Genomic DNA, 24,429 nt, shown 5'->3' on the forward strand with positions numbered 1-24,429 from the left:
CCGGGTCCGACACGAATCAGGCACGCGAAGCACGGTCCCGCGAGACCGCGCTCGGGTCATGCTGTCGCGATCCGGAGCACGATGGCGGCCACTGCGGCCAGGCCGAGGACGACCGCGGGCGCGATCGCGTAGTCACGCGCCCGCACGTGCGCGATGACGGCGCCGACGAAGTACAGGGCGACACCGATCGCCGCGGCGACACCGATCACCGGCACCACGAGCCCGATCAGCAGCCCCGCCGCACCCGCGGCCTTCGCGACGGCGAGCCACGGCAGCCACGCATCCGGAACACCCAACTCGATGAAGCCACCGACCAGCTTCTCGTTACGGGTGAAGGTGAGGAAGGCCGACATGCTGAGCGCAAGGGCGAGAACCACGGCGATGACGGCATAGGCGATGAACATGATTGACTCCAATGATTAACGTGTGCAGATCGTTGAACGATATCAATGATTGACGATGTTCCAAAATGGAGCGACTGATACCGTGGGCTTATGGCAGCAGCACAGGTCAACGGCGCCCCGACAGACCGTCTCGGGTTCCTCCTCGCCTGGCGCGGCGAAGCCACCAGCGCCCGCATTCGCGGCGCCCTCGCCGTCACCGGGCTGCACCCGCGCCAGGCCATGACCTTGATGCACCTCGGTACCGGCCCGGTGAGCCAGCGAGAGCTCGCCGACATGCTCGAGGTCGACCCCAGCCAGCTCGTCGCGATCCTCAACGAGCTGGAAGGAGACGGCCTGGCCGAACGTCGCCGGGACCCGTCCGACCGCCGGCGCCACATCGTGGAGATCACCGAGGCCGGAGCGAAGGCCCTGCAGGGTGTCCACTCAGCGCTGAACGAGGCCGAGCGCGAGCTGTTCGCCGCCTTCTCCGAGCGCGACCTCGCCTCGTTGAGGGCCATGCTCGAAAGGGTCGAGGTGGCCTCCGTGCAGCGCGAGTGCACCGAGGCCTGAGTCCGTGACCAGCACTCTCGAGGTCCTGCACGTCAAGCCCGGTCCGGCCGCCCGCGAGGTACTCCCCCAGCTCAAACGCGCGCTGGCAGGCGGCGGCCCGGCGCTGCTCCCTGTGCCCGCCGCCGACGACCGCGAGATCCGGCGACTCACCGAGGCCCTGCACCCGGGCGATCCGATCGACGAGTCGACCGCCCTCGTCGTCGCGACGTCCGGGACCACGGGGACCCCCAAGGGCGCGATGCTCACCGCCGGTGCGCTGCGAGCCAGCGGTCAGGCCACACACGCCCGTCTCGGCGGTCCGGGTTCGTGGCTGCTGGCGCTCCCCCCACACCACATCGCGGGGATCCAGGTGCTGCTGCGGGGAATACTGGCCGGGACCGAGCCCGTGATCGTCGACGTCGCAACGGGTTTCGACCCCGCGCTGCTGCCCGATGCGATCGCTGCGATGACCGGGGCCCGCCGCTACACCTCGCTGGTTCCGACCCAGCTGATCAAGGCGCTCGATCACCCCGCCGCGACCGCAGCCCTCGCCGAACTCGACGCGGTGCTGCTCGGTGGTGCTGCCACCCCGGCGCCGGTGCTCGAGCGGGCACGCACGGCGGGCATCACCGTCGTCCGTACCTACGGGATGAGCGAGACCTGCGGCGGCTGCGTGTACGACGGGGTGCCGCTCGACGGGGTGCGGGTGCGGATCGAGGACTCTCGCGTGCTGCTCGGCGGCCCCGTGCTCGCCACGGGCTATCGCGGACTGCCCGACCATCCGGCGTTCGCGGAGCCCGGTTGGTTCCGCACCGACGACGCGGGCCTGCTGTCGGGCGGCGTGCTGTCGATCAGCGGTCGACTGGACGAGGCGATCTCGACCGGCGGGCTGACGGTCGTCCCGCAGGTGGTGGAGGCCGCACTGTCCACCCATCCCGCGGTGGCCGAATGCGCGGTCTTCGGCGTTCCCGATGCGCGACTCGGGCAGCGGGTGGCGGCGGCGGTCGTGCCCGTCCCGGGCACCGCACCCACCCTCGAGGAGCTGCGCGCGCACGTCGAACCGGCCCTGGATTCGACCGCGGCGCCACGCGAACTGCACCTGATGGTGGCACTGCCGCTGCGCGGGCCAGGCAAGGTGGACCGCCGCGCATTGGCCGCCCAGCTCACCAGCCGTACAAAGGGATAGCACCGGCGCCAATGCTGATGGGCGCGGCGGGCCACATGTGGATTGCGGGTAGATGCAAGGATCTGCTCATGGCTTCTGTCTCGCAGTGGATCGAGGGTGCCCGACCGCGCACCCTGCCGAACGCGGTCGCCCCGGTACTGGTCGGTACGGGCGCGGCTGCCTCCCTCGACGGCGCGGTGTGGTGGAAGGCCCTGCTGGCGCTGGTGGTCTCGATGGCACTGATCGTCGGGGTGAACTACGCCAACGACTACTCCGACGGCATCCGCGGCACCGACGACGTCCGGGTCGGTCCGCTGCGACTGGTGGGATCGAAGCTGGCCTCGCCCGCCGCCGTGAAGCGGGCGGCGTTCGCGTGTTTCGGGCTCGCAGGCGTCGTCGGCGCGGTGCTCGCTCTGACCTCCGCCTGGTGGCTGATCCTGGTGGGCGCGCTGTGCATCGCGGGTGCCTGGTTCTACACCGGCGGCAGGAATCCGTACGGCTACAGCGGTTTCGGTGAGATCGCGGTGTTCGTGTTCTTCGGCCTGATCGCCGTGTTGGGTACCCAGTTCGTGCAGGCCGAGCGGATCGACTGGGCCGGCGCGGTCTCCGCCGTCGCCGTCGGGTCGTTCTCGAGCGCGGTGCTGGTCGCGAACAACCTGCGCGACATCCCGACCGACACCGAGTCCGGCAAGCGCACCCTCGCGGTGCGGCTCGGCGACAAGGGCACCCGCACCCTGCACCTGGCGCTGCTGGTGGTGCCGTTCGTGGTGACGCTGATCCTGGTGGCCCGCACCCCGTGGGCGCTGGTCGGCCTGCTCGCGCTTCCGTTGGCGGTCAAGGCCAATGCCCCGGTGCGCTCCGGCGGCCTGGGCCTGGCCCTGATCCCGGCGCTGGCCGGGACCGGGCTGGCGATGCTCGCGTGGGGCGCGACCACCGCGCTGGCGCTCGGCCTGGGCTGACCGCAGGCAACTCCGTCGAGACACGACCGACGCCGGACGCGCCCGTCGTATCCCGTACAGCCCCCGAGAGCCTCAGCGTTTCGCCGAGGGCACCACCGCGGTGAGCACGAAGTTCACGATCGAGATGATCAGCGCACCCCAGACCGCGGTCCAGAAGCCGTCCACGGAGATCCCGAACTCCGTCGTCTCGGTGATCCATGAGGTCAGCAGCAACATCAGGGCATTGATCACCAGGGTGAACAGCCCGAGCGTGAGGATCAGCAGGGGCAGCGACAGCAGCTGCACCAAGGGTTTGATGAACACGTTCACCACGGTGAACACCAGCGCGATGAAGAGGATGACCAGGATGTCGTTGCCCGTCCCCTTGTCGGAGCCTGCGATGTCGATGCCGGTCACCCACGCGGCGGCAAGCCAGATCGCAATCGCGTTGATCACCAGACGAATCAGGAAAGTCATGAGTGAATGCTGGCACATCCGCGCGGCACAGGCGTCCCGGAAGTGCTGCACCGGCTAGAAAGGACGAGTGATCCGTTCGGCCACCGCCGCAGACCTCCCCCACCTGCCCGCCATCGAGGTCGCCGCGGGCCGGCCGTTCCGTGCGGTCGGGATGGACGCGATCGCGGACGATGCCCCGCCCTCGGTGAGCGAACTGGCCGAGTACCAGCGCGCCGGCCGCGCCTGGGTCGCGACGGGTGACGACGACACCCCGATCGGCTACGCGCTCGCCCTGGTGCTCGACGACTCCGTCCACGTCGAGCAGGTGTCCGTCGATCCCGCTCACGCCGGGCAACGGCTCGGGGCCGCGCTGATCGACGAGATCGAGAGCTGGGCCGCCGAACGGTCCTTCCCCTGGTTGACCCTCACCACGTTCACCGACGTGCCCTGGAACGCGCCGTACTACGAGCGCCTGGGGTTCCGGGTCGTGCCCGCGGACGAGATGACCCCCGGACTGACGGCGATCCGCGAACGCGAGGGTGCACACGGCCTCGACTCCTGGCCGCGGGTCACGATGCGGCGCATCGTGGGATCGGCACTTCCAACACAGCCGAACGGGCGCGATACTGACTGAGGGGAGCGCCGCAGCCGGGGCCCGCGCACGCGGGTGACTCGAGCGGGCGAAACACCGGGGGCACGAGGAGCCCATCATGAGCGTGGTCGTCATTGTGCGTTTCGAGGTCGCGGATCTCGCCGCGGCAAAGCAGTCGCTCAGCAACAACGCCGCATTGCTCGCGGAGATCACCGAGGACGCGAAAGCGCAGGGGGCGCAGCATCACCGGTTCACCCAGAACTCGGGCGGGCTGGTGGTGATCGACGAGTGGGACAGCGCCGAATCGTTCCAGGGATTCTTCGACGGCAACGACAAGATCGCCCAGGTCACGGCGACGGCAGGCGTCCAAGGCCCACCCTCCATCGAGTTCCTTCAGCCGGTCGAGGCGGCCGGCACGTTCTGATCGGGCCGGGCCGCCCCCACAGACCCTAGGCCGCGCGGTCGAGCATCTCGACGATCCGCCTGCGCAGTTCTTCCGCGCTCAGCTGCGCCGCAATCACCCCGCGCGCACCGGCGTCGTCTCCGCGGAGAATGCCGAGCAGGATGTGTTCGGCGCCGATGCGATCATCCTTGCGCGCCAGGGCTTCCCGGAGCGAGAGTTCGAGCGCCTTCTTCGACGCCGCCGTGAACGGGACGTGTTCGCCCATCAGTCGCCCGAACCAGCCACGCCGTTCCCCCGGTTCCGCACGATCGAGCGCGTTCTCACCGAAGCTCGCGTCCAGGCTCTCGCGCACCGCGTCGAGGTCGATGCCGATCGATCTGAGGGCCTCGGCATCCTCCGCTCCGAGCGCCTGGCCACCCCGCGCCTCCGTAGCCGCCGCACGCGTCGCACCCAGCGTGAGCCCCGCGTCGTCGAGGACCTGCCCCAGCGGCGTGCCCGCCGCGGCCGCGACCACGCCGAGCAGCAGATGTTCGGTACCGATCTGCGAGGACCTGAGCGCCCTGGCCTCCGCCTGTGCCCCGATCACCGCGTCGCGCGCCTCGGTGGTGAAACGTTCGAACATGGCTACCTCCCTCTCCGGTTGTGCTTCTGGTGGACGGCCTGCCTGCTGACCTCCAGGGAGTCGGCGATGGCCTGCCAGGACCAGCCCTGCTGGCGGGCGTTCTGAACCTGGATCGCTTCCAGTCGTTCGAGCAGCCTGCGCAGGGCGAGCACGGCCCGCAGGCCCACCTTGGGGTCGGGGCTGCCCGCCGCGGCGGCCAGATCCGTTGCTTCGGTCATGGTTGTCAACTTAAATTGACATGCCCCGGCTTGTCAAGCCAAGTTGACATCACCGGCATGGCGCCGACGACGGCTACCGTGGCGTGAACTGACGTCGACCGAGGAGCAACACCGATGACACTGCCCAAGACCGCCGTATCCGCGCTCGCCGCAGGGGGACTCGTCGGCGGGTTCGCCGTGGCCCGCCAGACCGGGAATCGCCCACTCGGCGGCGCCGTACTCGCAGCCGTCGGCGCCGTGTGCACCGCCAACTGGGTACGGGGCTCGGGACCCGCGCGGGGCGCCGCGCTGCTCGGCACCTACCTCGGCGCGTTCGGCGCCTCGCATCCGCTGGCGAAGAAGATCGGCGCGTGGCCGTCGGTCGGCGCGGTTGCCGCGGGCACCGCGCTCGCCTCGCAGCTGATCAGCAAGGGCTGAGTCGGGGCACGACCCGACCGCCCACCTACCGTCCGCTCAGAAGAGCGACTTGGGCTTGATGTGCGCGACGATGGCGTGGATGGTCCCGTCCGGGACCTCGAAGGTCTCGGTGATCTCGACGGTCATCAGGCGCACGTCGCCGACGCCCGCGTCGAGCAGGTAGGTGGTGGTCACCACGTCGCCGGACTCGGACATCCGCAGCTCCCTGATGCCCCGGATGACCCGGTACTGGGGGCCGTGCTCGAGATCCCGGGTCATCTGCGGACCGGAGAAGCCGGTCTTGAGCCCGGCCTCGACGCGGGTGGCATCGGGGGCGAACTTCACCGCGGATGCGTCGTGCGAGACCAGCGCGTCGATGTAGGCCCGGGCTACCGCCTCGCGCTCGCTGTCGACTCGGGTCGGATCGGCCGACACGGCGGGACCGGCGGCCGCGGGTCCCGCCGCGATCATCGCGACGGCCACCGCGGTGGCGATCCCGGCGGCGGACAGGGCGAGAACTCGACTGGTGCGCATGGGCGCATCGTAGCTAGAACCTGTTCCAGATGCGACGGGATCAGGAAGGACACCCCTCGAACGCACGCACGTCAGCTACAGAGACCTGACCGTCGCCGGCCCAGGCACCGGGTAGGCCCCGGCCATGTTGGGGTTGCTCGCGCAGTACATCGTTGCCGGGAGGTCGAGCGGCACCGCCGGGAACGGCCTCGTCACCGTGACGACTCCCCTCGGTATCTCAACGGTTTCCGCGGGTATGGAGTTGAAGATCCTGAGTTGACACCATTGAGTGTTGTACGGGGCGCCGTGGTACATCACGAACACCACCGTGTACGGGGCCGGGGAAAAGTAGGTCCAGTAGGTCACCCGGGCTTCCGCGGTTCCGGCACCGGCGCCGACCAGCGCCACCGTTGCGGCCATGGTCGCGGCCGCCATCGCGGCGGTCCGGACAACAGAGATCGACATGATCGAAACACTTCCTTGAACGTCACCGACGTCTCGATCCCTGCCCGACCGTCCATTTCACATGGGATCGACAGCCACTTCCGATGGATGACGGCTACTCAGCTGACAGGCTGCGGGAAGCTGGTAACCGCACTGTTTGCGGAACTCTTCCAATCAAGAGTCTTCGCTGCACCCTGGGGAAAGTCAACGAATCGCCAAACCGCCCGTTCGGTCGCGGAATCGGCCGGACTGCGGCACCATCGATACAGGCGAGAGCCGTGCCGCGGGCAATCCCGCCCCGCCGCCGCCCCGGTTCTCCGAACCGAATGGATCCGGACATGAGCACCGTGACCGCGTTCGCACGACTGGCCGTACCCGCCGCCCTCGCCGCGCTGTGCACGGCGGGCGTCGCCGGACCCGCGTTGGCCACACCGCCGTCGGGCGTGACCGCGGAGACCCTCGCCGAGCTCGAGCTCAATCCGATCCTGCTCCCCCCGCCGCCACCCGGACATCCGCCGGTCTCCGACGAGGTGGAGGGCACCCTGCGCCGGATCGTGATCGCCCCGGGCGGCAGCACGGGGTGGCACCACCACAACGGCCACGTCCAGGGGATCGTCGCCTCAGGCACGCTGACCCGGGTGTTCGCGGACTGTTCCCGGCAGGCCTCGCCCGCCGGCTCCTGGGTCACCGAGGACCCGGGCGGCGACCACGTCGGGCTGAACCTCGGCACCGAGCCGGTGGTCCTGCTGGTGACCTACCTGCTCCCCGACGACGAACCCTTCTCGCAGGACGCGCCCGCCCGCTGCGAGTGACCGCCTCGCGGCACGCTTGACCTCAAGTTAACTCGAGGTTCTACGGTCGGTGCAGACGGGCGGGGACATCCGGGTATGTCGGACCCCCTCCGTAGCGTTGCACCGGTCACAACAACCCCGAGAGGTCCACCATGAGTATGGAATCGGTCGCGTGGAGCTCGATGTACCGCATGATGAACGCCCACGACGAGAAGCGGCCGTTCTCGATGGCGACGGTCCGTCGAATCCTCGGCTTCGCCACCCCGCACCACCGCAAGCTCGCCCAGTTCCTGCTGGTCAGCATCGTCACGGCCGTCCTCGCGGTCGCCACCCCCGTACTGGCGGGACGCGTGGTCGACGCCATCGTCAACGGCTCGGACACCAGCGTCGTGATCCGGCTCGCGGTGTTGATCGCCCTGATCGCGATCGTCGAGGCCGGCCTCGCGCTCTACAACCGCTTTCTGTCCGCGAGCATCGGCGAGGGCCTGATCCTCGACCTGCGCACCGCGGTCTTCGACCACGTGCAGAAGATGCCGATCGCGTTCTTCACCCGCACCCGGACAGGGGCGCTGGTCAGCCGCCTCAACAACGACGTCATCGGCGCACAGCGGGCCTTCAGCGACACCCTCTCCGGTGTGGTCGCGAACCTGGTCACCCTCACCCTGACCCTCGTCGTGATGCTCAGCATCTCCTGGCAGATCACCCTGCTCTCGCTGCTGCTGCTGCCGGTCTTCGTCCTGCCCGCCCGCCGGATCGGATCGCGGATGGCCCACCTGCAGCGCGAGGCGGCGAACCACAACGCGACCATGAGCACGCAGATGACGGAGCGTTTCTCCGCTCCCGGCGCGACTCTGGTCAAGCTGTTCGGCCGGCCCGCCGACGAATCCGCGGAGTTCGCGACCCGCGCGGGTCGGGTTCGCGACATCGGGGTGCGCACCGCGATGGTGCAGTCCGCCTTCGTCACCGCGCTGACCCTCGTCTCGGCGCTGGCCCTCGCCCTGGTCTACGGACTCGGCGGCTTCTACGCTCTCAAGGGTCAGCTCGACGCGGGTTCGGTTGTGGCCCTTGCCTTGCTGCTGACCAGGCTGTACGCGCCGCTGACCGCCCTCGCGAGCGCCCGGGTCGAGGTGATGAGCGCGTTGGTCAGCTTCGAGCGGGTCTTCGAGGTGCTCGACCTCGAGCCGCTGATCGCGGAGAAGCCGAACCCCCTTCCGGTCCCCGACGGGCCGGTCTCGGTGGAGTTCGACAAGGTGCGCTTCGCCTACCCGTCCGCGGACAAGGTCTCGCTCGCCTCGCTCGAGGAGGTCGCCCAGCTCGACAACCGCGGCGGCGTGGAGGTCCTCCACGAGGTGTCGTTCCGCGCTGAGCCGGGCCAGATGGTCGCGCTCGTCGGCTCGTCCGGCGCGGGCAAATCCACCATCGCGCAGCTCGTTCCCCGGCTCTACGACGCCGACACCGGCACCATCCGGCTGTCGGGGGTGGACGTGCGTGAGCTGTCCGCCGCGTCGATCCGTGGCGCGGTCGGGATGGTCACCCAGGACGGGCACCTGTTCCACGAGTCGATCCGCGCGAACCTGCTCCTGGCCCGGCCCGAGGCGACCGAGGAGCAGCTGTGGGAGGTGCTCGGCCGGGCCCGCCTGACCGAGCTCATCGAGTCGCTGCCCGACGGCCTGGACACCGTCGTCGGCGAGCGGGGATACCGCCTCTCCGGCGGCGAGCGCCAGCGACTGACCATCGCCCGCCTGCTGCTCGCGCACCCGCGGGTGGTGATCCTCGACGAGGCCACCGCGCACCTGGACTCCACCTCGGAGGCGGCCGTCCAGGCTGCCCTCGGTGAGGCGCTGGCCGGACGCACCTCGGTGGTCATCGCACACCGACTGTCCACCATCCGGGCCGCGGACCTGATCCTGGTCGTCGAGGACGGGCGGGTCGTCGAGCGCGGCACGCACAACGAGTTGCTCGCCGTCGGCGGACGGTACGAGGAGCTCTACCGCACCCAGTTCGCGGACACCGACGACGCGAAGGTCGCCGCCCACTGAGATGCGTTCGGGCAGGACGTGATCGACCGTCGCGTCCTGCCCGAGCCCGGCTCAGGTCTTGGCCGCGGGTATCGGTTCGACATAGACGCCGCGGGACGTTCGCCAGTTCACACTCTCGTGCGCTGAAGTGCACCCTTGGGTGTGTAGTCGGGGCGGCCCCGGTGGCCGACCGTAGGGGGCACTCCAGAATCCCAGCCGCCAAAGGAGATCGGATGAACACCGTCGCTCGGGCCGGGTCTCGCCCTCGCGGAGGCAGGCCGTACCGGCCAACACAACGAGGTGCTCCTCACCACCAGTCGGGTCCTGACGAAGGCGCCCCGATAACGCTGCTCAGCCCACAGACCCGCGCTGCAATGCATCCAATTCGCCACGGCAGGTGCGGGTTTTCGGGTGGTCGGGCCCGAGGCCGGCCTCGAAACTGGCCAGCGCCCGCTGGTAAAGCTGTTGCGCCTCTTCGGTACGGCCCTGCTCGGTGCGCAGCACGGCGAGGTTGTGCACGGTCATGGCCACGTCCGGGTGGTCGGGCCCGAGCAGGTCTTCCTTGAGGCGCAATGCACGCCGATACAACTGCTCTGCCGCGGACCACTGTTCGCGTGTCGCGTACAGCGCCCCCAGATTGTTGTAGTTCACCGCCAGCTCATACGCGTCCGACTCGGTCGCGGACTCGAAAACTGTTATGGCCCTTCGGTAGAGCCTCTCCGCCTCGTCGAGCCGGCCCTGCTCCTGCACGAGCGCTGCGAGGGCCGCGACGTCAGCCGCCACCGCGGGATGATCGGCGCCGAGAGCGGCCTCCCGGATCTCAACCGATCGCCGCGCGTACGGCTCACCCTCGGCGAAACGGCCACGCGCATGTTCGATTCCGCCGAGGTTGTGCCAGATGGTCGCCGCCTCGACGTGCTCCGGGCCGAACTCGGCCTCGACAGCGTCGAGTGCACGCCGGTACCAGGCGACCGCCTCGTCATAGCGTGCCGCATATTTGTAGACGACGGCCAGCTCGTTCTGTAGCACGGATAGTTCTGGACTGTCCGAGCCCAGCACGCGCTCGGTCAGCCGGATTGCTTCGAGGTAGCACCGCTCGGCCTCCTCGAGACGACTCTGCACCCGGTGCAGGCGACCGAGATTGCCCAGAGCGCGCACCCGTGCCACGACCGTTGATTCCTCGTCGTGAACGGAGAGGATCCGCACCGCGCGACGAAACGCGTCCTCGGCTTCGCTGAACTGGCCCGCATCCTCGCGTAACAGTCCCAAGGTGATGAGAGCAACGGCGACGTCGGGCGAGTCGACGCCGCACTCACGTTCGAGGACGCCGAGCGCTTTGAGGCAGGCGTCGTACGCGAGAGCCGTTCGGCCGGCCACACGTTCACGTAGGGCAACATTGTGGAGTTCGACTGCCTGCCGAACGATATCCGGATCGGCCATGTCACCTGCCTAGGGGCTGCAAAGGTGCACTTCCACTGCGACCATCGTCGCATCCTCCCGCGGCGATCGGCCGCACCCGGCGAGGCGAATGTCAGGCCGACCAGCGCCCGGTGACCGCGAAATCCTCCAGCACCGCGGTGGGCGCCGCCAGGTCGATGCCCTCGCCGCGCACCCACTCGTCGTTGAAATACGTCCCCGCGTACCGCTCCCCGCCGTCGCAGAGCAGGGTGACGACGCTGCCCGTGCGACCCGCGGCGAGCATCTCGGCGATCACGCCGAACGCACCCCACACGTTGGTCCCGGTCGACCCGCCCACCCGGCGGCCGAGGACCTCACTGACGTGCCTGGCCGCCGCGATCGACCCCGCATCCGGTACCGGCACCATCCGGTCCACGACCTGCCCGACGAACGAGGGCTCGACACGCGGCCGGCCGATGCCCTCGATCCTCGACGGCATGCCGGTCTCGTACGCGGCGGATCCGGTCTCGTAGCCGCCGATGAACGCCGAGTTCTCGGGGTCCACCACCAGCAGTCGGGTGGCGTGCCTGCGGTAGCGGATGTAGCGCCCGATGGTGGCGCTGGTGCCACCGGTGCCCGCGCCGACCACCACCCATTCCGGGATCGGGTGCTGCTCGAGAGTCATCTGCTGAAAGATCGACTCGGCGATGTTGTTGTTCCCGCGCCAGTCGGTTGCCCGCTCCGCGTGGGTGAACTGGTCCATGTAGTGACCGTTGCACTGGGACGCCAGCCGGCTCGCCTCCGCGTAGATCTCCGACGGGCGATCGATGAAGTGACAACTGCCGCCCTGCGCCTCGATGAGCGCGATCTTCGCCGGGCTGGTGCTGCGCGGCATCACCGCGACGAAGTCCAGCCCCAGCAACTTCGCGAAGTAGGCCTCGCTGACGGCGGTCGACCCGGACGAGGCCTCGATGACGGTGGTGCCCTCGGTCACCCAGCCGTTGCAGATGGCGTACAGGAACAGCGACCGCGCGAGCCGGTGCTTGAGGCTCCCGGTGATGTGCGTGGACTCGTCCTTGAGGTAGAGCTGGATGTCCCACTCGACCGGCAGCGGGTAGCGCAGCAGATGCGTGTCCGCGCTCCGCTGCGAGTCGGCGTCGATCAGCCGGACCGCGTTGTCCACCCAGTCCCTGGGCGCGCTGTGGTCCACGACGCCCGTGGTGGCCCTCACCGTCGGCCGTCGGCGTCACCGGATCCGTCGCCGCGGAGCTTGGCGCGCAGATCGTCGCGGTCGGCGCGGCGCTTGGCGTCCACCGCGGAGATCTCCTCGTTGACCCGGGTGCGCAGCTTCCCGAACAGCACCAGCGAGAGCGGCAGCGCGATGATCACCGCGAAGATCAGCGCCACCAGCAGCGGCACGTCCACGTCCACCAACTGACTGACGCCGAGGATGATCGCCGCGATCACCACGACGAGACCCAACCGGGCCAGGGTGTACAGACCGAGATCCCTGGCCAGCGAGCGTTTGGCGTTCGACGGGGCGGGGTTCTGCGAGGAATCAGTCACCCTCCCAGGTTACCGACCCGCCGATCACCGGACTCGGGTGCCGGACTTATCCGATTTGCGAATTACCTCCGCTTTACCAAACCGGGATCGTTCGAGTACCCGGGGCGCCGGGTGCCAGGATGTCCGCACCGTCCGTCCCGCCAAGCCCATGGAGGATCCTCGATGAGCGCCCCGTCGTTCCGCGCCACCCAGGAATCGCTGCTGACCCCAGGTCAGGTCGCCGCCCTGTTCCACGTCGACCCGAAGACGGTCACCCGATGGGCACATGCCGGACGCCTCGGCTCCGTGCGAACCCCCGGCGGCCACCGACGCTTCCGCGAGTCCGAGGTCATGGCGCTGCTGGAGTCGCTCACCACCGAGGCCACCACTCGCTGACCGGGGCCGGCGCCACCGTCAGGTCCGCTCCGGCTCGGGCGGCACCTCGGCGCCGCCACGCGCATCGCGCTCGGCCCACTCGAGCAGCGGCGCGATGTCGAACACCGCATCGTCGATCTCCTTGTGCAGGTCGCCGCACTCCGCGAATCGGCCGGGCATCGTGCGGATCGTGAAGTCCGCGGGCCTCGCCTCGTCGATCTCGTCCCACCGCAGCGGCGCGGAGACCCGCGCGTCCGGGACCCCGCGCACCGAGTACGCCGCGGCCATCGTGTGGTCGCGGGCGTTCTGGTTGTAGTCGACGAACAACGCGGCAGGGTCCCGATCCTTGCGCCACCACGTCGTGGTCACCTCGTCGGGCGCGCGCCGCTCGACCTCCCGCGCGAACGCCAGCGCCGCCAGCCGGACCTCGGCGAAATCGTGTTCCGGCGCGATCCGGACGTAGATGTGCAGGCCGCGGCCGCCCGACGTCTTCGGCCATCCGGTCGCACCGATCTCGTCGAGGACCTCGTGCGCGATCGCTGCGACGCGACGCACCCGGCCGAAGTCGCAGTCCGGCATCGGGTCCAGGTCGATCCTCCATTCGTCGGGCATCTCGGTGTGTCCGCGGCGGCTGTTCCACGGATGGAATTCGACCGTGCTCATCTGCACTGCCCACGCGACGGCGGCCAACTCGGTCACGCACAGCTCGTCGGCGTACCTGTCGTAGCGGGGGAAATGCAGGCGGACCGTCTCGAGCCACGGCGGCGCGCCGCGCGGGATCCGCTTCTGGTGCACCTTCTCCCCCGCCAACCCCTCGGGGAAGCGGTGCAGCATGCACGGCCGCTCGTAGAGCGCGCGCACGATGCCGTCGCCGACGGACAGGTGGTACTCGACGAGATCGAGCTTGGTGGCGCCGATTGCGGGAAAATAGACGCGATCCGGGTTCGAGACGCGCACCATCCGGCCGTCGACCTCGATCTCGACGGCCGGACTCCTGCCCTTCTCGGCAGTCATGGTTCACAACGTATCCGGATCGGGCGCCCGCTGGGCGGGATCTCGGCCTCGACAACGCCGATCCCGTGCGATACTGCAACACGTTCTACTTCGGGGCCCGGGCCCCGACCGTCCGATCAGGCTCGACAGCAGATGAGGTTTGCATGAGCGACACCGCCACACAGGCCGCCGGCGACAGCGTCACACCAGCGGTAGCGGGCTGGTTCACCACCGGCCCGGCTCCGGCCCTGATCGGCACCTCGTGCCAATCGTGCGGCACGATCTCGTTCCCGCGGGAGACCACCTTCTGCAAGAACCCGGCCTGCTCCGGTGAGGAGTTCGAGGACGTCGAGCTCTCCCGCCACGGCAAGGTGTGGTCGTACACCGACGCCCAGTACCAGCCGCCCGCCCCGTACATCCCGGCCACCGACCCGTACGTGCCGTTCGCGCTCGCCGCGGTCGAGCTGCCGGAGGGCCTCGTCGTCCTCGGACAGGTCGCCGACGGCTTCGGCGTCGACGATCTGAAGGTCGGTGACGACGTGGAGCTGGTCGTCGAGCCGCTCTACACGGACGAGACCGGTGTGCGCACCACCTGGCGCTGGAAGCCGACCACCACCGACACGAACGCGAACGGAGCACAGGCATGAGCGGCGCAGGATCCAACAACGACGTCGCGATCCTCGGCGTCGGCATGCACCCCTGGGGCAAGTGGGGCCAGTCGTTCGTGAAGTACGGCGTCGCGGCCGCGCGCGCCGCCCTCGCCGACTCCGGTGTGAACTGGCAGGACGTCGACTTCATCGTCGGCGGTGAGACCGTCCGCAACGGCTACGGCGGATACGTCGCGGGCGCGACCTTCGCCCAGGCCCTCGGCTGGAACGGCGCCCGCGTCGCCACCTCCTACGCCGCGTGCGCGACCGGCGCCCAGGCGCTCGACACCGCCCGCGCCCGGATCCTGGCAGGCCTGTCCGACGTCGCCCTCGTCGTCGGCGCCGACACCACCCCCAAGGGCTTCCTCGCACCGGTCGCGGGCGAGCGCTGGGACGACCCGGACTGGCTGCGGTTCCGCCTGATGGGCATGACCAACCCGGCCTACTTCGCGCTCAACGCGCGCCGCCGCATCGACCTGTACGGCGCCACCCCGGAGGACTTCGCCGCGGTCAAGGTCAAGAACGCCAAGCACGGCCTGAACAACCCGAACGCCCGCTACCGCAAGGAGGTCACGGCGGCCGACGTGCTGGCCTCCCCCGTGGTGTCCAACCCGCTGCACCTGCTGGACATCTGCGCGACCTCCGACGGCGGCGCGGCGATCATCCTCACCTCGATGGAGTACGCCCGCAAGATGGGCATCGCGGAACCGGTTCGGATCAAGGCGATCTCGACCGTCACGCCGACGTTCCCGCAGACCATCATGGACATGCCGAACTTCTCCACCGACTCGGCCTCCGCTGTGCCCGCACCGGAGCGGACCTTCAAGGAGTCGATCGGCTACGCGGCGTACGAGGAGGCCGGCATCTCGCCGGAGGACGTCGACGTCGCCGAGGTCTACGACCTGGCCACCTCGGTCGAGCTGGACTGGATCGAGGACCTCGCGCTGTGCAAGCGCGGCGAGGCCGAGCACCTGCTGCGCGCGGGCGAGACCACCATCGGCGGCCGCATCCCGGTCAATCCGTCCGGCGGCCTGGCCTGCTTCGGCGAGGCCGTGCCCGCCCAGGCACTGGCGCAGGTCTGCGAGCTCACCTGGCAGCTGCGCGGGCAGGCCGAGGGCCGTCAGGTGGAGGGCGCCCGCATCGGCATCACCGCGAACCAGGGCCTGTTCGGCCACGGCTCCTCGGTGATCGTCTCGGCCTGACGCGGCACACCCCAGCACCTCCCCCGAACGGGTGGTTGTCGGAGCATCGGCCATCAGGCCTGCCCGACAACCACCCGTTCGTCTTTCACAGCACATTCCCGCCGGGCAGCACCCTCGGCGCTCATGCCCTCGGTGATCACGTCCTCGGTGATCACGCCCCGCGCACGGCCCACGACCGCGCGCGGCGCCGTCGCAACAGCGCGTCCGCCGAGAACGGGCCCGCACCCAGCACCGCGAACAGCAGGAAGATCCAGCTGTACAACGCCGCGGACTCGCCCATGTTCTGGATCGGCAATGCCGCCTCGGGCTGATGCACGCTGAAGTACGCGTACGCCATCGCGCCCGACCCGATCAGCGCCGCAGGCCGGGTGGCCAAGCCGATCAGGATCAGCGATCCCCCGACCAGTTCGATCAGGCCCGCCCAGTAGCCCGGCCACGACCCGACCGCGGCGGCGCCGCCGTGCCCGTCGACTCCCCCGAACCAGCCGAACATGGCCATGAGGCCGTGGCAGAGCCACAGGAAGCCGATCACGACGCGAACCGCTGACAGCGTCGGTCCGGCCAGCCGTGCGTACACATCGTCGCCGCGCACCGCGGCGGGCGCCGGCGCCGCGACCGATCCCGCCGGCGGTCGATCGGTGTCGCCCCGATTCGAGCCGGCGGTCGCGGTGCTGAGGACGCTCTTGGTCATGGCCGTTCCCTTTCTCGGCGGCGCGGATCGCCGCCCGTGGTTGCGCGGGCACCCGGTGCCGGACGCCAACTGAACTGTACGGTACAGATCAGTTCATGTGAACTCAACGGTACAGTTCATTTTGATCTAGTATCGGCCGATGGTTCCGAGCCCGAGGCAATCCCCGACCGGAGATCGCGCCGCGCGCAAGCGGGTCGCGATCGTTCGCGCGGCCCGCGCCGAGTTCCTCCAGCAGGGCTTCAGCGCCAGCATGGATCTCATCGCCGCGGAGGCCGGCGTGTCGAAAGTGACGGTCTACAACCACTTCGGCAGCAAGGAGGAGCTGTTCGCCGAGGTCGTGAGCGACGCGCTCGAGCAGGCGCTGGGACAGACCTTCCTCAAGATGGACGAGCGATTGCGCGACACCGAGGACATCAGGGAGGTCCTCACCATCACCGCGCGCGGATGGGTTGACGGGATCGTCCAGCCCGAGGTCCTCGCACTGCGCGCCCTCGTCACCGGCGAGGGCAGGCGGTTTCCCGAGCTGGGCCGAGCCTGGCGCGATCAGGGGCCCAACAGGTTCACGCCGGTTCTCGTCGCCGCGTTGCGTGATCGCGACGAACTCGACATCCCGAACATGGACCTGGCGGTCATCCAGTTCTATGCGCTCGTGCTGTACCCGCACATCATCCACAGCGCGTACGGCGACCGCCTCGACGACGAGCTGACCGAGGAGCTGATCACCACCGGGGTCGACATGTTCCTCAACTACTACCGGGCCTGAATCGCGCCGAAGCGCGGCACGGATGCGACAGGTCCGGGATACCGGGACGGACTAGACTCGAACCTGAGTGAAGGGTGCTGCAGGACGACTGCACGCTGTGGGCTTGGAGGTGCATCGTGATCTACCTGTTGGCGCTCGTCGTCCTGGTGGTCCTGGCCGTGCTGCTGTGGAAGGCCTTCGGCCCCGACACGTCCACGCCGCCCGCAGGCCGCGTCCTCGGTCCCGACGACGATCCGGAGTTCCTGTGGCGGATGAGCCGGAAGGCCCGGCCCTCGTCCGGCGATTCCCCGGACGGCGGCCCGAAGGATCCCCCGGACTGACGCGTCGGTCTGACGTCTCGGGACTCACGCGGGTCAGCGCCCCGCCGGGGCCTCCGGCGGCTTGGCCAGTTCCCGGAACATCCGATCGGTCATCTTGACGGCGCGGTCCGATCCGTCCGCGTCCTGTACGTAGACCGCGAACGCGAGGTCCCCCCGGGACCCGAAGAACCACCGGTCGTCCTCGTGCGCCCCGGCCATACCGATCAGGTCGGGATACCCGTTCAACAGGGAACCCGCCCCGCGCGCCACCGTGTCGCGCATCATGCCCCGCAGTCGGTCGGTGACCGGCTGCGGCAGCGGTTCCGCCGAGGCATCGGTGGTGGCGGGTTGCCCGCCGGCGATGACCGGGACCGCCGTCGACCCGCGCGCCACGGAGGCGGCGACGAGGGCCATGCCGAACGGGCTCACCCGCGGCCCCTCACCGTCACGGGACCCGGTCACGCGCAGCACGCTGTCCGCTCCCCCGGTCAGGTCGTCCGTCCGCTGCTCGAGGCCCGGGATCTGGTAGTCCATCGCCAGTCCCAGCTGCCGCGCCGCGGTGAGCCGGTCGGTGCGCTGGGCGTCGGCGGCGACATCCACCGCGGCCAGCGCCGACCCCGCCGGGTACAGCCCGGTGAACGCGATCGGCCCCAGCTCGGAGGCCTGGTTGTTCTGTGCCACCGCCAGCACCGCGCCGGTGGAAGGCTGGATCGCGACGACGGCGGCGGGGGTGCCGACGGTGACGGCCGCCTCCGTGGCCGCCAGCTGCACCCGTGGGTCGAGCGCGGAGCGGATGTCCGGCCCGGGTGGGCCCTGGAAGCCGGTCTGCTTGAGGGCGGTGCCGTCGGGCTCCACCGCGTTCACCGCCCAGCCCTGGGTCGCGTCCCGGTTCAACTGCCACACGTCGCGCATCGCGTCGACGAGCGGTCCCGAGATCCGGCGGTCGTGGGAGATCAGTTTGGGCGTCTGGACGATCACGACGCCGGGGATCGCCCGCAGGTCGTCCTCGAGTACCGCGAAATCATCGTCGCGCAGGCTCACGGCGGTGAGCCGCTGGCCCGGCGCGCCGGCGAGCTCCTGCATCATCGTCGCCCCGGTGATGAGCGGCGCGACGGGCTCGATGACCTTGGCCAGCCGGTTCGTGCTGAGCACCGGGTCGGGCATGGCGGCGGGATCGAGGGTGACCGTGTTGATCCGCTGCTCGGTCATCATCAGGTTCCCTGCGAGGTCGAACACCCGCGGGGGTGCGGCGTCCGTGCGGTCGTAGCGGAGGATCCGGCCGTGGCCCAGCCCCGGCGCGAGGATCTGCGGTTGCCACGACACCCGCCAGCCGACGCTGAGCTTCCGGACGCGGCCGTTGATGTTGTACTGCCAGTTCTTTCCGTCGCCGAACGTCCAGTCCGCGGTCGCGTTGAAGATCCCGGCATCGTCGCCGAGCGGGATGAACTGGTTGACCTCGAACGCGGCCTTCTCCGCGCGCAGGCCGTCGAAGGCCTGAGTGATGGCCGCCTTGGCCGCGTTCGGATACGAGGTCAGCTCGGCCGCCTCGCTGACGTCACCCTCGGTGAGGGCGGCGGCGAAGCGCTCGACCACCGATTCCGGGTCGGTCTCGGGGCCGTCGAAAAATCCGCCGACCACCCCGACCGCGAGCGAGAGCGCAGTGGCCAGCGCAAGACCGTTCCACATCCGTAGCTTGTGCCGGACCGCGCGCATGTTCCGATCATGCGCTCAAAGCCCGTTATCTCAGCGGACACGGGGTCACAAGTCCGCCACAGTTGGGTGACGTTGCGCGAACGCTGAGGCCGACCGTCAGGTTTGGATCACGCGACGCTCACGGCCCGATCAAGAGCAAATCTCTTGTGTCAGAGCCGATCCTGCATCGCGAAGCTCGACATCGGGAAGTCCGAGGCGACCGCCGCGGCCAGCTCGAGGAGGGCGTTCCTGGTCTGCGGTCGGAGCCGGTCGAGGTCGATCTCGGCCCCCTCCTCCAGGTGCGGGTCGAACGGGATCAGGCGCACCGCCCGGCAGCGCTGCTCGAAGTGCTCGACGACCTTGGCGAGGTCCACCTTGCCCGAGCGCGGACGCACGGCGTTGACCACCGCCACCGACTTGCGCACCAGGTCCGCGTACCCGTGCGCGTCGAGCCAGTCCAGGGTCGCCGACGCGCTGCGGGCGCCGTCGACGGAGCCCGAGCTCACCACGACCAGCGAGTCGGCCTCCTCGAGGATGGACTGCATCGCCGAGTGCATCAGCCCGGTGCCACAGTCCGTCAGCACGATCGAGTAGAACTTCTCGAGCATGTCGATGGTGGTCGAGTAGTCCTCGGCGCTGAACGCCTCGGAAACGGCCGGGTCGCTGTCCGAGGCGAGCACCTCGAGGCGGTGCCTGCTCTGCGAGGTGTAACCGCGGACGTCGCTGTACTTCTCGATGCTGTCGGCGTCCCGCAGCAGGTTGCGCACCGTCGCGGGCGTCTCGAGCGGGATCTTCTGGCTCAGGGTGCCGCGGTCCGGGTTCGCGTCGACCGCGATGACCCGGTCGCCGCGCAGCGAGGAGAAGGTGGAACCGAGCGTCGCGGTCGTCGTGGTCTTGCCGACGCCGCCCTTGAGGCTGAGCAGCGCGATCTTGTAACAGCCCTGCAGCGGCTGGTTGACCTGCTTGGTCAGTTCCAGGCGGCGCTGCTCCTTGGCGCTGTTCCCGACGTTGATGCGCCGGCCCGACAGCTGGTACAGCGCCTTGCGCCACCCCGCCGTCGGGGCGGGCTTGACCTGCTTGAGCAACAGCGACGTCGAGAGGTCGCGGGCCGAGACGACGTGGTGCCGCTCGGGCGTCTGCTGAGCCGTCGAGGGCCCGGCCTGCGCGAACGGATCCGGCGCAGTGGCTGGACGGACCGGCGCAGACGGCTCCGGCGCCTGCGGGCTCACGGACTCCCACGAACCGACGTTGTTCTCCGCCACGGCGGCACTCCCCCTGTGTGTTGCTGACTTCCCCCCCGAACCCGCCCAGCGTCGGGTCCGCGCTGGGGACACTAGCAGGCCGCGCGGTCTGGTTCCTATCGGAGAATCAGTTCAGGCCGGCGTAGGAGTGCAGGCCGGAGACCACCATGTTGATGATGAACAGGTTGAACAGCATCGCGACGAATCCCGCGATGTTGATCCACGCGGCCCTGGTGTCACGCCAGCCGGAAGTCGCCCGCGCGTGCAGGTAGGCGGCGTAGATCACCCAGGCGATGAAGGACACCGTCTCCTTGGGGTCCCAGCCCCAGAACCGGCCCCACGCCGCTTCCGCCCAGATGGCGCCGAGGATCACGCCCGCACCGAACAGCGGGAAGGCGATGATGGTCGTGCGGTAGGCGAGCCGGTCGAGGGTCTGCGCGTCGGGCAGGCGCTCGGCGAGCTTGCCCCAGAATCCGTCGCTCTCCTCGCCCTTCGGCTGCCGGATGCGGAGCAGGAACATCAGGCTGGCGACGCCGGAGACCAGGAAGATGCCGCTACCGGTGGCCACGATGGTGACGTGGATGGGCAGCCAGAACGACCGCAGCGCGGGCACGACGGGTGCGGCGTCCGCGTACAGGACGGTCGCGGCCATGAACATCAGCGGGATCACCACCACGAGCACGAACACCCACAGCGAGCGGTAGGTCTGCTTGCGCAGCAGCACCAGGCCGATCACCATCGCGGCCGCGGTCGCCATCGTGACGAACTCGTACATGTTGCCGAGCGGGAACCGGTCGGTGGCGAAGCCGCGGAGCACGATCGAGCCGATCTGCATCGCGACGCCGACGACCAGCAGCGCGAGTGCCATGTTGCCGAGCCGCTCGGACCACGGCTTGCGCGGCGCCTCGACCACCTTGCCGGGCACGGACGGTGCCGCGGGCGCGGTAACGCCGCCTGCGGCCACCAACTCGCGCGCCTCGCGGGCCTGCACCTCGTTCGCCCGCGCGGTCGCGTACTGGGCGATCAGCAGCACGAACGCCAGGACGTAGATCGCGAACGCAGACTCGAAGGCCCAGTCGCTGTATTGGGCAATGGTCTCGTTGATCGGCATGGTTCTCTCCTGCGCCTCAGGCGCGGTTCTCCGAGGTGGTCTTCGCGGTCTCGAGGTCCGCGAGCAGACGGCTGCTCAGCCGGTCGAACTCGTCGCCCCAACCGGCCTGGTCGGTGCGGGCGAGCCCACCCAGCTCTACTACGGTACGTCGTCGATGCGGGTCCAATGTATCCGACGCCGTGTCGGCATCTGGCTCAGCCGGATACACCCGCACCCAGATCCGGCGTCGCTTGATCAGCAGTGAGACCAACAGGCCCGCCATCATGGATATCGCGAACACCAGCACCCACTGCTGCGCGGGATCGTGCGACACCTGGAGGTTGACGAATTCCTTGGCCCCGTCGAACTGCACCTTCGTGCCGTCCGGCAGGGTCGCGCTCTCGCCCGGACGCAGGTTGACCCGGTCCTGCTTGGCCATCCGGCCCTGGTTGACGAGCTCCTTGCTGAGCGAGAACAGCGACTGGGGGTTGCCGGTATCGAGCCCGGTGTCGCCCTTGTAAATGTCGATCGCGACGGCCGGATCGGTCATCGCCGGGTAGCTCGACGCCAGCAGGTTGCCGTGGAACAGCGCGGTCGGCGCGAAGAGGCCCTCGATGCCGATCTGGTTCTTGCGGCGCTCCGCGGGATCGGGGTACATCCCGCCCGGCGGGTCGAACCGCATCGCCCCGCTGGAGAGGAAGGTGGTCGCGTCGTCGGGGCGCCACTGCAGGGTCTCGGTCCGCGTCTCCCCGTTCGGGAACGTCACGGTGAAGGTCGGCGCGTAGCCGTGGCCCTGCAGGTACACCCGGTCGCCCGCGACCCGCAGCGGATGGTTGACCTGCAGCCGCTCCTCGCGCCAGGTGTTGTTCGTCAGGTCCTCGCCTGCCTGGTACTCGATGTTGGAGGTGAACATCTCGGCCTGACCGTTGTCCAGGTAGTCGGCCTTGAAGTCCTTGACCTTCACGCACAGCGGCGTCATCCCGGTGCCGTCCTGGGTGTTGCCCGCCCGGAACGAGTCGAACACCGCCGGCGAGGTGGTGCAGAAACCGGGGCCGCCGTCGGCGATCACCACGACGTTGCCCTCGTAGCCGACCAGCTTCCCGATGGCGATAGCTGCCAGCAGGCCGACCAGCGACAGGTGGAAGAGCAGGTTGCCCGCCTCGCGCAGGTAGCCCTTCTCCGCCGAGACCGTCACCTCGCCGGGCCTGCCCGCACGCAGCTCGTCGCCGGTGCGGGTGACCGTGCGCCAGCCGCGCAGCTGCCCACGGACGGCGGCCGCGACGGCCTCCGGGTCGTCGGCGACGGTGACCTCGGTGTGGTGCGGGAGCCGGGCCAGGTTCCGGGGCGCGGCGACCGGCTTGGTGCGCAGCGCCCGGTAGTGCTCCCAGCAGCGGGGGGTGATGCAGCCGACCAGCGACACGAACAGCAGGACGTACACCGCGGTGAACCAGAAGCTGCCGAACACGTCGAACAGTTCCAGCCGGTCCATCAGCGGACCGAGGGTCGGCCGGTTCGCGATGTATTCGTCGACCTTGCCCGCGTTGAGGCTGCGCTGCGGCAGCAGCGCGCCCGGGATGGCCGCGAACGCCAGCAGGAACAGCAGCACCAGCGCGGTCCGCATGGAGGTGAGCCCGCGCCAGGTGTTGCGTACCAGCGCGACTGCGCGACCACCGAAGGATTGCCGGGTCTGCGGGGTCGACGCCGCGGCCTTGTTCGCGGTCTGTTCCTCGTTGCCCGTCATCGGTGGTTCGGCGCTCCGTCGTTCACGAGGGAGTGGATGCGCCGTCCTCCTTCCTGTCGGTGGTGTCGATTACGTTGCCGGGTGTGGACGAAGTGGTGCGCTACAGCTACCGGCTCCGGCCGGGTGCGGCAGCGCAGCGTGCCCTGATCGCTGAGTGGCATCGGTGCAGGTTCCTGTGGAATGAGGCTGTCCATCAACAGAAGTCGGGTCAGCGGCCGACGTTCGGGAAACTGTCGAAGCTCCTCACGCACGCCCGGTCGCACAGCGTGTGGTTGCGGGACGGATCGCAGGTCGCCCAACAACAAATCCTCCGCACCTATGCGCAGGCGTTGGACAATTCCTTCAGGGTCAAGGGCCGGGGCCGGCCGGTGTTCAAGGCGCGAAAGAAGTCGTTGCCCTCGCTCGAGTACACCGTGCGGGGGTTCTCCCTGCGCGACGGGCGGTTGGTGCTGGCGAAGGGTGTGAGTATCCCGGTGGTGTGGTCGCGGGAGTTGCCGTCGGACCCGACGTCGGTGCGTGTGACCCAGGATTCGTTGGGGCATTGGTATGCCTCGTTCGTTGTCCGCCGCGCTGCTGTACCTGCACCCGAGATGGGGGGCGGGATTGGAATCGATTGGGGTGTGACCACCACTGCCACCACGACGAACAGTGAGTTCGATCTGCCGCATCTCGGGCATCGCAAACGCTGCGCGGCGGAGTTGGCGAAGGCACAACGGAAGATGTCGCGACGCCGTAGCGGTAGGCAGGGTCCGCAGTCTCGGGGCTACGACCGTGCGAAACGGGATGCGGCGAGGATGCACAAGAAGGCCGCCCGCCAGACTGTCCACGATGCCCGGGTTTGGGCGAAGTCGGTGGTTGACCGGCATGCGCTGATTGCGTTGGAAGACTTCACGCCGAAGTTCTTGGCGAAGTCCACGATGGCCCGCAAGGCCGCCGATGCGGCTATCGGTGCGGCGAAGCGGGAGTTGATCGATCGTGGTGTGCGGGCCGGCCGGAAGGTGGTGTTGGTGCGGCCCGCGTACACGTCCATGACGTGTTCGAGGTGTTTCGCGAGAGCCAAGCAGCGCCTCGGACTCGCACAACGAACCTTCCGTTGTCATGACTGCGGCTACACCGCCGGTCGGGATCGGAATGCTGCCAGGGTGATTCTGGCTGTGGCAGAGCGCGGCCACACAGGTGTTGACGACGTCAGTCAATCTGATCCCTCCCTTCGGGTGGGTGGTCCGGTTGCGGTCTGAGCTTGGAATCTCCTGCCTTCCGGCGG

At 69.2% G+C, this 24,429-nt stretch carries 29 protein-coding genes; 14 read left to right on the forward strand and 15 right to left on the reverse strand.

Annotated features, from left to right (window positions below):
- Window positions 1–56: 56 nt before the first annotated feature.
- A complete protein-coding gene (locus ACFQS9_RS15180; protein ID WP_378406038.1) occupies window positions 57–404 on the reverse strand; it encodes a DoxX family protein in 348 nt (115 codons plus the stop codon).
- 90 nt (window positions 405–494) lie between these two features.
- Between ACFQS9_RS15180 and ACFQS9_RS15185 the strand changes: the two genes are divergently transcribed.
- The 3 genes from ACFQS9_RS15185 to ACFQS9_RS15195 all read left to right on the forward strand — a co-directional run bounded on the left by ACFQS9_RS15185 (window position 495) and on the right by ACFQS9_RS15195 (window position 3,056).
- Entirely contained in the window at window positions 495–953 is a 459-nt protein-coding gene (locus ACFQS9_RS15185; protein WP_378406040.1) for a MarR family winged helix-turn-helix transcriptional regulator, read from the forward strand.
- Window positions 954–957: 4 nt separating this feature from the next.
- Window positions 958–2,118: an o-succinylbenzoate--CoA ligase gene (menE, locus tag ACFQS9_RS15190; protein WP_378406042.1), complete on the forward strand. Its 1,161-nt coding sequence runs from the start codon at window positions 958–960 to the stop codon at window positions 2,116–2,118.
- Between the two features lie 68 nt (window positions 2,119–2,186).
- Window positions 2,187–3,056, forward strand: coding sequence for a 1,4-dihydroxy-2-naphthoate polyprenyltransferase (locus ACFQS9_RS15195; RefSeq protein ID WP_378406044.1), 870 nt, complete (start codon window positions 2,187–2,189; stop codon window positions 3,054–3,056).
- Between the two features lie 72 nt (window positions 3,057–3,128).
- Here the strand turns inward: ACFQS9_RS15195 and ACFQS9_RS15200 are convergent, their stop codons facing one another.
- The gene (locus ACFQS9_RS15200; protein ID WP_378406046.1) at window positions 3,129–3,512 is read right to left on the reverse strand and encodes a phage holin family protein; all 384 of its coding nucleotides are present in this window, start codon (window positions 3,510–3,512) and stop codon (window positions 3,129–3,131) included.
- Between the two features lie 67 nt (window positions 3,513–3,579).
- Between ACFQS9_RS15200 and ACFQS9_RS15205 the strand changes: the two genes are divergently transcribed.
- Window positions 3,580–4,125, forward strand: coding sequence for a GNAT family N-acetyltransferase (locus tag ACFQS9_RS15205; protein WP_378406048.1), 546 nt, complete (start codon window positions 3,580–3,582; stop codon window positions 4,123–4,125).
- Window positions 4,126–4,201: 76 nt separating this feature from the next.
- Entirely contained in the window at window positions 4,202–4,507 is a 306-nt protein-coding gene (locus tag ACFQS9_RS15210) for a hypothetical protein (RefSeq protein ID WP_378406050.1), read from the forward strand.
- Window positions 4,508–4,532: 25 nt separating this feature from the next.
- Here the strand turns inward: ACFQS9_RS15210 and ACFQS9_RS15215 are convergent, their stop codons facing one another.
- Both ACFQS9_RS15215 and ACFQS9_RS15220 read right to left on the reverse strand, forming a co-directional pair.
- Window positions 4,533–5,108 (reverse strand): Clp protease N-terminal domain-containing protein, encoded by a 576-nt coding sequence (locus ACFQS9_RS15215; protein WP_378406052.1) that lies wholly within the window; start codon window positions 5,106–5,108, stop codon window positions 4,533–4,535.
- 2 nt (window positions 5,109–5,110) lie between these two features.
- The gene (locus tag ACFQS9_RS15220; RefSeq protein ID WP_378406054.1) at window positions 5,111–5,326 is read right to left on the reverse strand and encodes a helix-turn-helix domain-containing protein; all 216 of its coding nucleotides are present in this window, start codon (window positions 5,324–5,326) and stop codon (window positions 5,111–5,113) included.
- A 114-nt stretch (window positions 5,327–5,440) separates the two neighbouring features.
- On the opposite strand from ACFQS9_RS15220, the gene ACFQS9_RS15225 reads away from it, so the two are divergent.
- Window positions 5,441–5,743: a hypothetical protein gene (locus tag ACFQS9_RS15225; RefSeq protein WP_378406056.1), complete on the forward strand. Its 303-nt coding sequence runs from the start codon at window positions 5,441–5,443 to the stop codon at window positions 5,741–5,743.
- Window positions 5,744–5,779: 36 nt separating this feature from the next.
- Here the strand turns inward: ACFQS9_RS15225 and ACFQS9_RS15230 are convergent, their stop codons facing one another.
- On the reverse strand, window positions 5,780–6,256 hold the full coding sequence (locus ACFQS9_RS15230; protein ID WP_378406058.1) for a DUF8021 domain-containing protein: 477 nt from the start codon (window positions 6,254–6,256) through the stop codon (window positions 5,780–5,782).
- Window positions 6,257–6,331: 75 nt separating this feature from the next.
- A complete protein-coding gene (locus ACFQS9_RS15235) occupies window positions 6,332–6,700 on the reverse strand; it encodes a hypothetical protein (RefSeq protein WP_378406059.1) in 369 nt (122 codons plus the stop codon).
- Between the two features lie 317 nt (window positions 6,701–7,017).
- Here ACFQS9_RS15235 and ACFQS9_RS15240 point away from each other — a divergent pair, with 317 nt between their 5' ends.
- Both ACFQS9_RS15240 and ACFQS9_RS15245 read left to right on the forward strand, forming a co-directional pair.
- Window positions 7,018–7,491 carry a cupin domain-containing protein gene (locus ACFQS9_RS15240; protein WP_378406061.1) on the forward strand — a complete coding sequence of 158 codons (474 nt, stop codon included), beginning with the start codon at window positions 7,018–7,020 and terminating at the stop codon, window positions 7,489–7,491.
- Window positions 7,492–7,622: 131 nt separating this feature from the next.
- Window positions 7,623–9,509: an ABC transporter ATP-binding protein gene (locus ACFQS9_RS15245; protein ID WP_378406063.1), complete on the forward strand. Its 1,887-nt coding sequence runs from the start codon at window positions 7,623–7,625 to the stop codon at window positions 9,507–9,509.
- Window positions 9,510–9,839: 330 nt separating this feature from the next.
- Here ACFQS9_RS15245 and ACFQS9_RS15250 read toward each other — a convergent pair whose 3' ends face one another.
- The 3 genes from ACFQS9_RS15250 to ACFQS9_RS15260 form a co-directional block, all read right to left on the reverse strand.
- Entirely contained in the window at window positions 9,840–10,928 is a 1,089-nt protein-coding gene (locus tag ACFQS9_RS15250; protein ID WP_378406065.1) for a tetratricopeptide repeat protein, read from the reverse strand.
- A gap of 91 nt (window positions 10,929–11,019) precedes the next feature.
- Entirely contained in the window at window positions 11,020–12,117 is a 1,098-nt protein-coding gene (cds1, locus tag ACFQS9_RS15255) for an L-cysteine desulfhydrase Cds1 (RefSeq protein ID WP_378406067.1), read from the reverse strand.
- Complete coding sequence (locus tag ACFQS9_RS15260; RefSeq protein WP_378406069.1) at window positions 12,114–12,452, reverse strand: DUF4229 domain-containing protein; 339 nt, start codon at window positions 12,450–12,452, stop codon at window positions 12,114–12,116. The genes cds1 and ACFQS9_RS15260 overlap by 4 nt, the downstream gene beginning before the upstream one ends.
- A gap of 162 nt (window positions 12,453–12,614) precedes the next feature.
- Here ACFQS9_RS15260 and ACFQS9_RS15265 point away from each other — a divergent pair, with 162 nt between their 5' ends.
- Window positions 12,615–12,827, forward strand: a complete 213-nt coding sequence (locus ACFQS9_RS15265; protein ID WP_378406071.1) for a BldC family transcriptional regulator — start codon at window positions 12,615–12,617, stop codon at window positions 12,825–12,827.
- Window positions 12,828–12,845: 18 nt separating this feature from the next.
- Here ACFQS9_RS15265 and ligD read toward each other — a convergent pair whose 3' ends face one another.
- Window positions 12,846–13,820, reverse strand: a complete 975-nt coding sequence (gene ligD / locus ACFQS9_RS15270) for a non-homologous end-joining DNA ligase (RefSeq protein WP_378406073.1) — start codon at window positions 13,818–13,820, stop codon at window positions 12,846–12,848.
- Window positions 13,821–13,963: 143 nt separating this feature from the next.
- Here ligD and ACFQS9_RS15275 point away from each other — a divergent pair, with 143 nt between their 5' ends.
- Together ACFQS9_RS15275 and ACFQS9_RS15280 are read left to right on the forward strand one after the other, a co-directional pair.
- Window positions 13,964–14,446 carry a Zn-ribbon domain-containing OB-fold protein gene (locus tag ACFQS9_RS15275; protein WP_378406075.1) on the forward strand — a complete coding sequence of 161 codons (483 nt, stop codon included), beginning with the start codon at window positions 13,964–13,966 and terminating at the stop codon, window positions 14,444–14,446.
- Window positions 14,443–15,648: a lipid-transfer protein gene (locus tag ACFQS9_RS15280; RefSeq protein WP_378406076.1), complete on the forward strand. Its 1,206-nt coding sequence runs from the start codon at window positions 14,443–14,445 to the stop codon at window positions 15,646–15,648. The genes ACFQS9_RS15275 and ACFQS9_RS15280 overlap by 4 nt, the downstream gene beginning before the upstream one ends.
- A gap of 151 nt (window positions 15,649–15,799) precedes the next feature.
- On the opposite strand, the gene ACFQS9_RS15285 is transcribed toward ACFQS9_RS15280, so the two are convergent.
- The gene (locus ACFQS9_RS15285) at window positions 15,800–16,339 is read right to left on the reverse strand and encodes a DoxX family protein (RefSeq protein ID WP_378406078.1); all 540 of its coding nucleotides are present in this window, start codon (window positions 16,337–16,339) and stop codon (window positions 15,800–15,802) included.
- A gap of 139 nt (window positions 16,340–16,478) precedes the next feature.
- Here ACFQS9_RS15285 and ACFQS9_RS15290 point away from each other — a divergent pair, with 139 nt between their 5' ends.
- Both ACFQS9_RS15290 and ACFQS9_RS15295 read left to right on the forward strand, forming a co-directional pair.
- Complete coding sequence (locus tag ACFQS9_RS15290; RefSeq protein WP_378406080.1) at window positions 16,479–17,102, forward strand: TetR/AcrR family transcriptional regulator; 624 nt, start codon at window positions 16,479–16,481, stop codon at window positions 17,100–17,102.
- A 116-nt stretch (window positions 17,103–17,218) separates the two neighbouring features.
- Window positions 17,219–17,422: a hypothetical protein gene (locus ACFQS9_RS15295; protein WP_378406082.1), complete on the forward strand. Its 204-nt coding sequence runs from the start codon at window positions 17,219–17,221 to the stop codon at window positions 17,420–17,422.
- Between the two features lie 33 nt (window positions 17,423–17,455).
- Here the strand turns inward: ACFQS9_RS15295 and ACFQS9_RS15300 are convergent, their stop codons facing one another.
- The 4 genes from ACFQS9_RS15300 to resB form a co-directional block, all read right to left on the reverse strand.
- The gene (locus ACFQS9_RS15300) at window positions 17,456–19,114 is read right to left on the reverse strand and encodes an NTF2-like N-terminal transpeptidase domain-containing protein (RefSeq protein WP_378406083.1); all 1,659 of its coding nucleotides are present in this window, start codon (window positions 19,112–19,114) and stop codon (window positions 17,456–17,458) included.
- Between the two features lie 149 nt (window positions 19,115–19,263).
- Window positions 19,264–20,433, reverse strand: a complete 1,170-nt coding sequence (locus ACFQS9_RS15305; protein ID WP_378406524.1) for a MinD/ParA family ATP-binding protein — start codon at window positions 20,431–20,433, stop codon at window positions 19,264–19,266.
- A gap of 28 nt (window positions 20,434–20,461) precedes the next feature.
- The gene (gene ccsB / locus ACFQS9_RS15310) at window positions 20,462–21,445 is read right to left on the reverse strand and encodes a c-type cytochrome biogenesis protein CcsB (RefSeq protein ID WP_378406085.1); all 984 of its coding nucleotides are present in this window, start codon (window positions 21,443–21,445) and stop codon (window positions 20,462–20,464) included.
- Window positions 21,446–21,461: 16 nt separating this feature from the next.
- Window positions 21,462–23,165, reverse strand: a complete 1,704-nt coding sequence (gene resB, locus ACFQS9_RS15315) for a cytochrome c biogenesis protein ResB (protein WP_378406087.1) — start codon at window positions 23,163–23,165, stop codon at window positions 21,462–21,464.
- 32 nt (window positions 23,166–23,197) lie between these two features.
- Here resB and ACFQS9_RS15320 point away from each other — a divergent pair, with 32 nt between their 5' ends.
- Window positions 23,198–24,403, forward strand: coding sequence for an RNA-guided endonuclease InsQ/TnpB family protein (locus ACFQS9_RS15320; protein WP_378406089.1), 1,206 nt, complete (start codon window positions 23,198–23,200; stop codon window positions 24,401–24,403).
- Window positions 24,404–24,429: the final 26 nt, after the last annotated feature.

The sequence above is a fragment of the Rhodococcus daqingensis genome, assembly GCF_042665615.1.
GTDB lineage: Bacteria > Actinomycetota > Actinomycetes > Mycobacteriales > Mycobacteriaceae > Rhodococcus_G > Rhodococcus_G daqingensis.